Raw genomic sequence first — 14195 nt, forward strand, 5'->3', positions numbered from 1 at the left:
GCGCTGCGCTCGCAGGCGATCACCGCTCTCTCCGGCGCGGGCGGGATGCTCTCCGTACCGCTGCCGGTGGCTGAGGTCGAGGCGGTCCTGGCCGGGTACCCCGGGCTGGGTGTTGCCGCGGTCAACGGTCCTGGTGTCACGGTCGTGTCCGGTGATGCCCAGGCTCTGGATGAGGTGCAGGCGGCATGGGAGGCCGAGGGCGTACGGGTTCGCCGCGTGCCCGTGGATTACGCCTCGCATTCCCCGCATGTGGAGGCTCTCCGGGATCGGATTCTGGCGGATCTTGCCTCGATCAGTCCGATGTCCTCTTCCGCGGTGGGTTTCTTCTCCACGCTGACTGGTGAGTTGATCGACACGGCTGATCTTGATGCCGGGTACTGGTTCCGGAATCTGCGGCAGACGGTCCGTTTCGAGGATGCCGTGCGTGCTGCCGTCGATGCCGGCCACTCTGTGTTTGTCGAGGCTTCCGCTCATCCTGTTCTGACGGTGGGTGTGGAGCAGATCCTTGAGGACGCGAACGTTGACGGCGCTACGTTCGGTACGCTCCGCCGTGATCACGGCGGTCTGGAGCAGTTGCTGACGGCGTTCGGGCAGGCGCATGTTCAGGGTCTTCCGGTCGCGTGGGAGAAGCTGTCGGCCCCGTATCAGCCCCAGCGCGTCGACCTGCCGACCTACGCCTTCCAACGACAGCGGTACTGGCTCGACGCGCCGGCCACTGCTGCGCCCAGCCGGTCCATCGACCCGGCGGAAGCCGACTTCTGGCGCGCTGTCGAGAAGGAGGACCTCGGCGCACTGGCCAACACGCTCATGGTCGATGGCGCCGATGGTGAGGAGCATCTCTCCGCCGTCGTACCGGCGCTGTCCACGTGGTGGCGCGGACGCCGCGAGCGGACCACGGTGGACAGCTGGCGATACCGAGCGACCTGGCAGCCCCTGGCCGCGACCAACAACCCGCGCCTGAACGGGCGTTGGCTCCTCGTGGTGACGGCCGCCGCCGACGACGTCGCTGAGGGCTGTCGACAGGCGCTCACCGAACACGGCGCCGACGTGGTCACCGTCGAGTCGGGCGACTCCGGTCTGGACCGGGCCGCCCTCGCCGAGCGGCTGGCGGAGCTGGTCGCGGAGGACCGGTTCAGCGGTGTGCTGTCCACGCTGGCGCTGGACGAGCGCACCCGGCACCACACCCCCCGCGGGCTCCTGCACACCGCCGTCCTGCTCCAAGCCCTGGGCGACGCGGGCGTGGACGCCCCGCTGTGGACGGTGACCCGGGGCGCGGTGTCGGTGGGGCGAGCTGACCGGCTGCGTACCGCGGCACAGGCCATGGCCTGGGGCTTCGGCCGGGTGGCCGCGCTGGAGCACCCCGACCGCTGGGGTGGCCTGATCGACCTGCCCCAGGCGCTGGACGTACGGGCGGGCGCGCGACTTGCCGCCGTTCTCGCCGGTACGGACGGTCTGCGCGGTGAGGACCAGGTGGCCGTGCGCCCCTCCGGGGTGTTCGTCCGCCGCCTTGTCCGCGCCCCGCGGGACCGGCAGCCCCCGCAGCAGCAGTGGCAGCCCTCCGGCACCGTGCTGATCACAGGCGGTACCGGCGCGCTCGGCGCACACCTGGCCCGCGCGGCGGTGCGCGACGGTGCCGAACGGGTCCTGCTGCTCAGTCGGCGGGGCGAGGCCGCGCCCGGCGCGGCCGATCTGCGGGAACAGCTCGGCGATCAGGTGGAATTCGCCGCATGCGACGTCTCGGACCGGGACGCGTTGGCCGGTGTGCTGGACGCGATTCCGGAAAGCCGGCCGCTGACCGCTGTCCTGCATGCCGCCGTCGTTCTCGACGATCGCGTCGTCGACGGGCTGACTCCGGAACTGTTCGACGGGGTGCTGGGGCCCAAGGCGACCGCGGCCGCGCATCTGCACGATCTCACCCGGCATCTCGACCTTTCCGCCTTCGTGCTGTTCTCGTCGCTGACCGGAACCCTCGGCAACGCGGGGCAGGCCAACTACGCGGCGGCCAACGCCTACCTGGACGCCCTGGCCGAGCAGCGCCGCGCCGACGGCCTGCCGGCCCTCTCGGTGGGCTGGGGCGCCTGGGAGGAGTCGCTGGCCACCGACACCGCCGTACGGGAAGACCGGATGCGGCGTGCCGGGATGGGCTTCATCGCCCCCGACCGGGGCGTCACGGCCCTGCGTGACGCGCTCGCGCAGGGGGAGAGCTGCCTGGCCGTCGCCGACGTGTCCTGGGAGAAGTTCGCTCCCTCATTCGCCGCGATGCGCCGCAGCCCGCTGCTGGAAGGCGTCCCGGAGGCGCAGCGGGCCATGGCGGCGGCCGACACCGAGGCCGGTGGCCCCGAACTGGTGCGCCGACTCGCGGAGCTGCCGGTCGGTGAGCGGGCGCGCGCCGTGCTCGACCTGGTCCGCTCGCATGCCGCCGCCGTACTCGGCCACGCGTCCGTCGGCGCGGTCGAGCCGAACCGGGCCTTCCGTGAGCTCGGCTTCGACTCGCTCACCGCGGTCGAGCTGCGCAACCGGCTGTCGGCCGCCACCGGGATCGCACTGCCCCCCACCGTCGTCTTCGACTATCCGAACGCGTCCGGGATCGCCGAGCACCTGCTCGCCACCGCGCTCGGCGGCCAGTTGGAGCCGTTGGAGCCGTCCGCATCGGGAACATCCGCCGCCGACCTCGCTGTCGCGGCGGCCACGGATCGGCCCGCGGACGGGGGCACCGGCGACGATCCGATCGTGGTCGTCTCCATGGGCTGCCGCTTCCCGGATGGCGTCAGCACCCCGGAAGCGCTGTGGCGGATGCTCGCCGAGGGGCGCGACGGCATCACCGAATTCCCCGACGACCGCGGCTGGCAGCTCGGTTCGCTCTTCGACTCCGACCCGGACAGTCCCGGCAAGAGCTACGCGCGCCACGGTGCCTTCCTTCGCGACCCGGGCGAGTTCGACGCCGCGTTCTTCGGCATCTCACCGCGTGAGGCCCTCGCGATGGATCCCCAGCAGCGCATTCTGCTGGAGATCTGCTGGGAGGCCATCGAACGCGCGGGCATCGACCCCAGCGCTCTGCGCGGCAGCCGGACGGGTGTGTTCGCCGGAACCAACGGACAGGACTACACCGCCCTGCTCGCCCACGCCCCTGCCGAGCTGGAGGGCTACACCCTCACCGGAAACGCGGCCAGCGTCGTCTCCGGGCGCATCGCCTACACGCTGGGGCTGGAAGGCCCCGCGGTCAGCGTCGACACCGCCTGTTCGGCCTCGCTGGCGGCGGTGCACCTCGCGGCTCAGGCCCTGCGCTCCGGCGAGTGCTCACTGGCCCTGGCCGGCGGGGTGACCGTAATGGCCACACCCAGCGTCTTCGTGCAGTTCTCCCGGCAGCGGGGCCTGTCCGTCGACGGCCGTTGCAAGTCGTTCGCGGCCGGCGCCGACGGTACGGGCTGGGGCGAGGGCGCCGGGGTGGTGCTGCTGGAGCGGCTCTCCGACGCCCGGCGCAACGGGCACCCGGTGCTGGCGGTGCTGCGCGGTTCGGCGATGAACCAGGACGGCGCCTCCAACGGCCTCACCGCGCCGAACGGACCGTCGCAGCAGCGGGTCATCCGGCAGGCGCTGGCCAACGCGCGCCTGTCGGCCGCCGACGTCGACGCCGTCGAGGCACACGGCACGGGCACCAAACTGGGCGACCCCATCGAGGCCCAGGGGCTCCTCGCCACCTACGGGCAGGGGCGGGACGCGGACCGGCCGCTGTGGCTCGGCTCGATCAAGTCCAACATCGGCCATACCCAGGCCGCCGCCGGGATCGCCGGACTGATGAAGATGGTCCTCGCCATGGGCAGCGGCACCCTGCCGGCCACCCTGCACGTCGACGAACCCACGCCGCACGTCGACTGGGAGGCCGGTGCCGTACGGCTGCTCACGCAGGCCCGGCCCTGGCCCGAGGCCGACCGGCCGCGCCGCGCCGCGGTGTCCTCCTTCGGCGTCAGCGGCACCAACGTGCACGTCATCCTCGAACAGGCCCCACCCCAGGCGCCGGCCCAGGAGCCCCAGGCCCAGGAGCCGCCCGCGGACCGGCCCGTGGCCTGGGTGCTGTCCACCCGCACCGACGACGCGCTGCGCGAGCAGGCCGCACAGCTGCGCACCCACCTGCTGGAGCGCCCCGAACTGTCCCCGGCGGGCGTCGGGCACGCGTTGTCCGCGACCCGGGCAGCCTTCGAACACCGCGCCGTCGTGGTCGGCACCGACCGCGCCGAGCTGCTCACGGCCGTGCAGGCCGTGGCCGAAGGGCGCGGTGGCCCGTCGGTGCTGCGCGGCGCCGCGGTCGGCGATAGGGGCAGGCTAGGGGTGTTGTTCTCCGGTCAGGGCTCGCAGTATTCAGGCATGGGCCGTGCACTGTGGGAACGGTTCCCGGTGTACGCCGAGGCGCTCGACGCCGTGTGCGCCCGGATGGACCGGTTGCTTGACCGGCCTGTGCAGGAAGTCTTGTGGGGCGCCGACAACGGTGACCTCGACCAGACGGCGTACGCGCAGGCCGGGCTGTTCGCCGTCGAGGTGGCGCTGTACCGACTGATCGAGTCGTTCGGCGTGCGCCCCGACGTGCTGATCGGCCACTCGGTCGGCGAGATCGCGGCCGCTCACGTCTCCGGAGCGCTGTCCCTCGACGACGCGTGCGTGCTGGTCGCTGCTCGGGGCCGACTGATGCAGGGATTGCCGGAAGGGGGCGCGATGCTCGCGGTGCAGGCCACCGGCGACGAGATCGACCCGCTGCTGGCACGGTACGACGGCCGGGTCTCGCTGGCCGCCGTCAACAGTCCCGACTCGGTCGTGGTCTCCGGCGAGGCCGACGCCGTCGAGGCGATAGGGGAATGGGCGCGGGAGCAGGAGCGCAAGACGAACCGGCTACGGGTGTCGCACGCGTTCCACTCCCACCGGATGGAGCCGATGCTCGCCGAATTCACCGAAACCATCACCGGCCTGGACTACCGGCCGCCCCGCATACCCATCATCTCCACCCTCACCGGCACGACCGCCACGGCCGAAGAGCTGTGCACCCCGCAGTACTGGGCGGACCAGGTGCGCGGCACCGTACGGTTCGCCGACAGCGTGCGCACCGCCGCCGAACAGGGCGTGGACACCTTCGTGGAGCTGGGCCCGGACGCGGTGCTGGCCGCTTTGGCCGGCACCGTGCTCGCCGACGACGAGCACGAGCCGGTGACCGTGGCCGCCCAGCGCGCCGACCACGAGCCCGAGCACACCCTGCTCCGCGCCGTCGCCCAACTGCACGCCATCGGCCTCGGAATCGACTGGGACCCGATCTACGCCGACCGCCGTCCGGTGCGCCCCGTGGAGCTGCCGACCTACGCCTTCCAGCACCAGCGGTTCTGGGTGAAGCCCGGGCCGTCGCGCGCCGGCGGCATCGCGGCGGCCGGGCTCGGCCCGGCCGGACACCCGCTGCTGGGCGCCGCGGTCAGCCTGGCCGACACCGACCAGACCGTGCTGACCGGCCGGCTGTCCGTACGCACGCATCCGTGGCTGGCCGACCACGCGGTACAGGGCACCGTGCTGCTGCCGGCGACCGCGTTCATCGAGCTTGCTCTGCACGCCGCCGGACAGGTCGACTGCCACGGCGTCGAAGAGCTCAGCCTGGAAGCGCCGCTGGTGCTGCCCGAGGACGAAGCGGTGCAGCTCCAGATCACCATCGGAGCGCCCGACGCGGCGGCACGCCGCTCGCTGAGCGTGCACTCCCGGGTGGCCGACGAGCCGTGGACCCGGCACGCGAGCGGATCGGCGCTGCCCGAGGCCCCGCCGCAGACCGTGGCCGACTCCGACCTGGCCCAGTGGCCGCCGACCGGGGCGACAGGACTCCCGGTGGAGGACTTCCGCGCCGAACTGGCCGGGCTCGGCTTCGACTTCGGGCCCGCCTTCCAGGGCCTGGACGCCGTCTGGCGGCGTGGCGACGAGGTGTTCGCCGAGGTCCGGCTGCCGGACGAGGTGATCGCGGATGCCGGATCGTTCGGCCTGCACCCGGCCCTGCTCGACGCCGGGCTGCAGACCGCCGGAGTCAGCGGCCTGTTCTCCCCGGCGCAGGGGGCTCGGCTGCCGTTCGCCTGGGCGGGCGTCACACTGCACGCGGTCGGCGCCGACAGCCTCCGGGTGCGCCTGTCTCCCGTGGGCAATGACGCCCTGTCGGTGCTGGCGACGGACGGCACCGGTGCCCCGGTGTTCTCGGCCGGCTCCGTGACACTGCGGGCCCTGAGCTCGCCGGGGTCACGGGCCGGTTCGGCCGGCGAACCGCTCGGCGTCGACTGGGTCCGCGTCGGCGGGGGCGAGGTCCCGGCCGGTGCGCGATGGGCCGCTCTCGGCACTGTCGCCGGCCTCGACGACGCCGCCGACCTGCCCGACGGCCCCCGCATCGACCAGTACGCGGACACCGCGGCGCTGGGCGACGCGATCGGTGCCGCGGGCACGGCCCCGCAGCTCGCCGTCGTCGAACTGACCGCCGACACCGGCCCGGATGCCGACGTGGCGGCGGCGGCACACCGCACCGCCGCCAGGGCACTCGAAACGGTCCGGTCGTGGCTGGCCGACGAACGGCTCGCCGACACCAAGCTGGCCGTGGTGACCAGGGGAGCCGTCGGCGCCCTGCCCGACGACGCGGTGCCCGGCGTCGCGGCCGCGCCGGTCTGGGGACTGCTCCGCTCCGCCCAGTCCGAACACCCCGGCCGGTTCCTGCTGATCGACGATGACGGCACCGAAACCGGGCGCCACGCCCTGCCGAGCGCCCTCGCGGCCGACGAACCGCAGACGGCCGTGCGCGACGGAAACCTCTACGCACCACGGCTCGTCCGAATCCCCGCCGACCAGGCGGATTCCGCCGGCGAGACGGGGCCCCGCGAGGACCGGACACCGTGGGACGGCAGCGGGACCACTCTGGTCACCGGCGCCACCGGCATGCTGGGCGGGCTCATCGCCCGGCACCTGGCCACCGAACACGGCGTGCGCCACCTGCTGTTGCTCAGCCGCAGCGGCCCCGATGCCGGGGGTGCCGACGAACTGCTCGCCGACCTCGCGGACCTGGGTGCCCAGGCGACCCTCGTCGCCTGCGACGCCGCCGACCGCGACGCCCTGGCGAAGGCACTGGACCGCATCCCGGCCGAGGCACCGCTGACCGCGGTCGTGCACACCGCGGGAGTGGTCGACGACGGCGTCATCGACGCGCTGACCGCCGAGCAACTCGCCGCCGTCCTGCGGCCCAAGGTCGACGCCGTGGTCAACCTGCACGAACTCACACAGCACCTGAAGCTGTCGGTGTTCGCCGTGTGCTCCGCGGCCGCCGGTCTGTTCGGCGGGCCCGGACAGGGGAACTACGCCGCCGCCAACACCTTCCTGGACTCCTTCGCCCAGGCCCGCCGCGCCCAGGGACTCACCGGCACCTCGCTCGCGTGGGGCATGTGGGCCGCCACCGGCGGGATGACGGGCCGGCTCAGCGAGCGGGACCTCTCCCGGGCCTCCCGGTCCGGATTCGCGCCGATCACCGCCGAACACGGCATTGCACTGTTCGACGCCGCGCTCGCGCTGGACCGCGCAGTCACCGCTCCGCTCCGGCTCGACATCCCGGCGCTGCGCTCCCGCGCCGCCACCGGCGGGCTGCACCCGCTGCTGCGCGCACTCGTACGCCCGCCCGCCCGGCGAGCGGCCCAGTCGGCCGGTACCGCCGCGGACCCCGCCGCGCAGCGCGCCGAACTGGCCGGCCTGCCCGAGCAAGAGCGTGCCCGGACGCTGCTGGAGCTGGTACGGGCCCGGGTCGCCGAGGTGCTCGGCCACGACTCGCCGCTCGCGGTGGACGTCGACCGGGGTTTCCTCGATCTCGGCTTCGACTCACTGGCAGCCGTAGAACTGCGCAACAGGCTGAACGCGGCGACCGGCGTACGGCTTTCGACGACCGCGGTCTTCGACTACCCGTCCGTCACCGTGCTGTCCCAGCACCTCATGGAGCAGATCGCCCCGGCCGACGGCGCCGCACGGACACCGGTCACCGAGGAGATCGCCCGGCTCGAGGCGGCGCTGTCCGCCACCGACCTGGCCAAGGTGGAGGCGGCGGACATCACCGGTCGGCTGCGCCGACTCCTCACCACCTGGCAGGAGAGGGAACGGAGCAGCGCCAGTGACTCCGCAGACCGCGCCGACGGCGGTCTCGACGACGCGAGCGCCGAGGAGATCTTCAGCCTTCTCGACGACGAGCTCGGCGCGCCCTGACCGTCGGTGCCAGTAGTCCAAAGCCTCTAGGGGGAGTGAAAGCACGTGACGACTGATTCGAGGTACCTGGACTACCTCAAGCGGGCCACCGCCGATCTGCGGGAGACGCGGCGCCTGCTGCGCGAGGCCGAGTCGAGGAACACGGAACCGATCGCCATCGTGTCGATGAGCTGCCGGTTCCCCGGCGGGGTGTCCTCGCCGGAAGAACTGTGGAAGCTGGTCGAGTCGGAGACCGACGCCGTCTCGGGGTTCCCCACCGACCGTGGCTGGAACCTTGAGGCGATGTTCGGCCCCGACACCGACACCTCCTTCGTCAGCGAGGGCGGGTTCCTCTACGACGCCGCCGACTTCGACTCGGCCCTCTTCGGCATCTCGCCGCGCGAGGCGTTGGCGATGGACCCCCAGCAGCGGCTGGTGCTGGAAAGCTCCTGGGAGGTGCTGGAACGCGCCGGGCTCGATCCGACCTCGCTGCGGGGCAGCCGAACCGGCGTGTTCACGGGCGTCATGTACCACGACTACACGGCCGGGGTACGAGCCGTGCCGGAGCAGTCCGCGGGCTTCATGAGCACCGGCAACGCGGGCAGCGTCGTGTCCGGCCGAGTCGCGTACACCTTCGGTCTCGAAGGCCCCGCGGTGACCGTGGATACCGCGTGTTCGTCGTCGCTGGTCGCCCTGCACCTCGCCGTGCAGGCCCTGCGCCAGCGGGAATGCGCTCTGGCGCTGGCCGGCGGAGTGGCCGTGATGTCCACGCCGGGCACCTTCGTCGACTTCAGCCGGCAGGGCGGCATGGCGCCCAGCGGCCGGTCCAAGTCGTTCGCCGCCGCCGCGGACGGCACCGGCTGGAGCGAGGGCGTGGGCGTGCTGCTGCTGGAGCGGCTCTCCGACGCGCAGCGCAACGGCCACCCGGTCCTCGCCGTCGTCCGCGGCACCGCCGTCAACCAGGACGGCGCCAGCAGCGGACTGACCGCGCCGAACGGACCCTCCCAACAGCGCGTCATCCGCCAGGCGTTGGCCAACGCGCACCTTTCCGCAGAGCAGATCGACGTGGTCGAGGCGCACGGTACGGGCACCAGGCTGGGTGACCCGATCGAGGCGCAGGCGCTGCTGGCGACGTACGGGCAGGGGCGCGACGAGGGCCGGCCGCTGTGGCTGGGGTCGATCAAGTCCAACATCGGTCACACCCAGGCCGCCGCTGGTGCCGCCGGCATCATCAAGATGGTGCAGGCCATGCGGAACGGGATGCTGCCGAAGACCCTGCACGTCGACGAGCCCACACCGCATGTGGACTGGGCTTCGGGCGCGGTGGAACTGCTGGCCCAGCCCCACCCCTGGCCGGAATCCGACCAGTTGCGTCGGGCGGGTGTGTCGTCGTTCGGCATCAGCGGCACGAACGCGCATGTGATTTTGGAGCAGGCGCCGGCGGTTGAGGCAGTCGAGGACCCGTCGCAGTCGGAGGCCGACGTCCTGAGGGGCGGCCCGGTGGCGTGGGTGCTGTCGGCCAAGTCCGAGGCGGGGTTGCGGGGGCAGGCGGAGCGGTTGGGTGCGTTTGTTGCTGAGCGCCCGGAGTTGTCGTCTGCGGATGTGGGTTTCTCGTTGGCGTCGTCGCGGGCGGTGTTGGACTACCGGGCTGTGGTGGTGGGGGGTGACCGGGAGTCGTTGTTGGCGGGGGTCGAGTCGGTGGCGGCGGGTGAGCCGGGCGTAGGGGTGGTGTCCGGCGTCGCCGGCTCGGTGGGCTCTGGTGCCGGTCCGGTGTTGGTGTTTCCGGGGCAGGGTTCGCAGTGGGTGGGTATGGCGGTGGGGTTGTTGGATTCGTCGCCGGTGTTTGCGTCCCGGTGGGTGGAGTGTGAGCGGGCGCTGGGGTCTTTTGTCGACTGGTCGTTGACGGAGGTTGCTCGTTCTGGGGATCCGGTTGTGCTGGAGCGGGTTGATGTGGTGCAGCCGTTGTTGTGGGCGGTGATGGTCTCGCTCGCTGAGGTGTGGCGGGCTGCGGGAGTGGAGCCCGCGGCGGTTGTTGGTCACAGCCAGGGGGAGATTGCTGCGGCTGTGGTGGCGGGTGGTCTGTCGCTGGAGGACGGCGCCCGGGTGGTGGCGCTGCGCTCGCAGGCGATCACCGCTCTCTCCGGCGCGGGCGGGATGCTCTCCGTGCCGCTGCCGGTGGCTGAGGTTGAGGCGGTCCTGGCCGGGTACCCCGGGCTGGGTGTTGCCGCGGTCAACGGTCCTGGGGTCACGGTGGTGTCCGGTGATGCCCAGGCTCTGGATGAGGTGCAGGCGGCATGGGAGGCCGAGGGCGTACGGGTTCGCCGCGTGCCCGTGGACTACGCGTCCCACTCCCCGCATGTAGAGGCACTCCGTGACCGGCTCCTCGCCGATCTCGCCCCGATCGCCCCGGAATCCTCGCGAGTGGGTTTCTTCTCCACGCTGACCGGTGAGCCGATCGACACGGCCGACCTCGATGCCGGGTACTGGTTCAGGAATCTGCGGCAGACGGTCCGCTTCGAGGACGCCGTGCGGGCCGCCGCCACGGCCGGGCACACGGTGTTCATCGAGGCATCCGCGCACCCAGTGCTGACCGTCGGTGTGCAGCAGACCCTCGAAGACGCCGACGTATCAGGCGCCGTGCTCGGAACGCTGCGCCGCGATCACGGCGATATGGCCCAGCTGCTGACCGCGTTCGGACAGGCCCACGTTCACGGTCTTCCGGTCGCGTGGGACAAGGTACTGGCCCCGTATCGGCCCCAGCGCGTCGGCCTGCCGACCTACGCCTTCCAACGCGAGCGCTACTGGCTGCCGACCGCCGTGGAGAGTCCGGCCTCCGGGAGCGCGAGTTCCGATGCTGAGCGGGGACGGGCAGCGGACCCCGTCGAGGTGCGGTTCTGGGAAGCGGTCGAACGCGAGGACCTGGAGAGCCTGGCCCAGACACTGGCGCTGGAGGACGACCGCCAGCTCGGTGCCATCGTGCCTGCCCTCTCCGCCTGGCACCGGCGCCATCGCGAGGCTTCGGTGGTCAATCAGTGGCGCTATCGCGTCGACTGGAAGCGGAGCGGTATCGGCTCCGGGCGGCTGACGGGCACCTGGCTGGTGATCGATTCCGATGGTGTGCGCGACACCGACGGGGTCGACCGGCTGGTGGCGGCATGGCGGAAGGACGGCGCCCGCGTCGTACGGGCCACGGTTCGAGCCGGTGATGGGCGCGATGAGGTGGCGGCCGCGGTGGCCGAGGCGCTGGCGGACAGGGAGTCGGCGGCCGAGCCGGCGGGCGTGGTGTCACTCGTGGCGCTCGGGGAGGGGCACCAGGCGGAGTGCTCGATGGCGCCGCGCGCGCTCACGGACACGCTGGCGGTGGTGCAGGGACTGGGCGATGCGGGGATAGGCGCGCCGCTGTGGTGCATGACGCGGGGCGCGGTCTCGACGGGTGCCGGGGACGGGGTGCGCCATCCCGAGCAGACGTCGGTGTGGGGCATGGGCCGGGTCGTCGGTCTCGAACACCCGGACCGCTGGGGCGGTTTGATCGACCTACCGGAGAGTGTGAGTGACCAGACGCTGCGTGCGCTGGCCGCTGTTCTGAGCGATCCGGACGGGGAGTCCCAGGTCGCGGTGCGGCCGAGCGGCGTGCACGTGCGGCGGCTCGTACGGGCCGCCCGCGGTCCGAAGCCGGATACCTCCTCCTGGTCCCCGTCGGGATGTGTGCTGGTCAGCGGCGGCACGGGGCCGCTGGGGGCGCATGTCGCGCGGTGGGTCGCCGCGCGCGGGGCCGGACACGTGGTGCTGCTGAGCCGCAGAGGACCTCAGGCTCCCGGGGCCGGCGAGCTGCGGGCGGAGCTGGAAGGGCTGGGCGCCCGGGTTTCCGTGCTGGCCTGCGACGTCGCCGACCGTGACGCCCTGCGTGAGGTCGTCGACGAGGTCGGGCCGATCTCGGCGGTCTTCCACACGGCAGCCGCGCTGGAGGACGCGGTCATCGACCGGCTCACGGCCGGCCAGGTGGACCGGGTACTGCGACCGAAGGTGCAGGGCGCGATCAACCTGCATGAGCTGACCGCCGGCGAAGAACTGTCGGCCTTCGTGCTGTTCTCCTCGATGGCGGGCAGCTTCGGCGCGTCCGGGCAGGGCAATTACGCACCGGGCAACGCCTTCCTGGATGCCTACGCGCAGCAGTTGCGCGATGCAGGCGTGCCGGCCACCTCGGTGGCGTGGGGCCCGTGGGCCGGCGACGGAATGGCCGCCTCGGGAATCGGCGAGATCGCCCGGCGGCACGGAATTCCGGAGATGGCTCCGGAGCGCGCACTGGCGGTGCTCCAGCAGGCGATCGACGACGGCGAGGCGGCGCTCGGCGTTCTGGACATCGACTGGGACCGCTACTACGTCGCCTACACCGCCACCTCTCCCACGCGGCTCTTCGACGAGCTGCCGGAGGTGCGGCGCATCGCCGCCGCGCGGGCCGGGTCCGGGCAGCGTGAGCCGGAGGCCGCCTCGAAACTGGCGGGCCGGCTGACAGGGCAGGACGCCGCGGGGCAGCTGCGGGTGCTGCTGGAGGTGGTGCGCGCGCAGGTCGCGACAGTGCTGGGCTACGCGACGCCCGACGCGGTGCGGGAGAGCCAGGCGTTCACGGACGTGGGCTTCGACTCGGTCACCGCGGTCGAACTGCGCAACCGCCTCAAGGAGGCCACCGGGCTGCGGCTGCCCGCCACACTGGTCTTCGACTACCCCACCCCCGCGGCGCTGGCCCGCTATCTGCGGGGAGAACTCGCCGACACGGCCGACACCGGTGCGCAGGACCAGCGGGCGCTGCCGGCTGCCGCGACGTCCACCACAGCGGGCGGAAACGATCCGATAGCGGTCGTCTCGATGTCCTGCCGCTTCCCCGGCGGTGTGTCCTCGCCGGAGGAACTGTGGCGGCTGCTGGCGTCCGAGGGCGAGGGGATCGGGGCCTTTCCCACCGACCGCGGGTGGGACGTCGAGCGGCTGGAGAGCCTGTCGCCCACCGGTGTGCTCGGCGGGTTCTTGTACGACGCGGCGGACTTCGACGCGGCGTTCTTCGGGATCTCGCCGCGTGAGGCGCTGGCGATGGACCCGCAGCAGCGGCTGCTGCTGGAAACGTCGTGGGAGGTCCTGGAGCGGGCCGGCATCGATCCGGAGACGCTGCGGGGCAGCGCGACCGGGGTGTTCGCGGGCACCAACGGAGGGGACTACGGCTCGCTCATGGCCTCGGCTCCGCCGGAGGCCGCGGGCTACATCGGCACCGGGAACACCGGCAGCGTGGTGTCCGGCCGCATTTCGTACACCTTCGGGCTGGAGGGCCCGGCGGTGACCATCGACACGGCGTGCTCCTCGTCGCTTGTCGCGATGCACCTGGCGGCGCAGGCGCTGCGCGGCGGGGAGTGCTCGCTGGCGCTGGCGGGCGGAGTCACGGTGATGACCTCCCCCACCCTGTTCGGCGAGTTCGCCACCCAGGGCGGCGTGGCCTCCGACGGCCGGTGCAAGGCGTTCGGCGAGAGCGCCGACGGTGCCGGATTCTCCGAGGGCGTCGGCATGGTGCTGCTGGAGCGGTTGTCCGATGCCCAGCGCAACGGGCATCAAGTCCTCGCCGTGCTGCGGGGGTCGGCGGTGAACCAGGATGGTGCGTCGAACGGCCTGACGGCGCCCAATGGCCCGTCGCAGCAGCGCGTGATCCGCCAGGCGCTGGCCAATGCGCAGCTGATGGCTGCCGATGTAGATGTGGTCGAGGGGCACGGTACGGGCACCAGGCTGGGCGATCCGATCGAGGCGCAGGCGCTGCTGGCCACGTACGGGCGGGAGCGGCCCGAGGACCGGCCGTTGTGGCTGGGGTCGATCAAGTCCAACATCGGGCACACCCAGGCCGCCGCCGGTGTGGCCGGTGTGATCAAGATGGTGCAGGCGATGCGGCACGGCGTGCTGCCGAAGACCCTGTATGCCGAGGAGCCCTCCGCCCACGTGGACTG

At 72.5% G+C, this 14195-nt stretch carries 2 protein-coding genes; both read left to right on the top strand.

Translation table 11 applies throughout. The features are described from left to right. The coding region (locus AB0D04_RS40075) for an SDR family NAD(P)-dependent oxidoreductase (RefSeq protein ID WP_362712341.1) at nucleotides 1-8238 on the top strand (8238 nt) is incomplete at its 5' end. Nucleotides 8239-8283: 45 nt separating this feature from the next. Then, the coding region (locus tag AB0D04_RS40080; protein ID WP_362712342.1) for a type I polyketide synthase at nucleotides 8284-14195 on the top strand (5912 nt) is incomplete at its 3' end.

Origin of the sequence: Streptomyces sp. NPDC048483, assembly GCF_040651455.1 — a bacterium.
Taxonomy (GTDB): domain Bacteria; phylum Actinomycetota; class Actinomycetes; order Streptomycetales; family Streptomycetaceae; genus Streptomyces.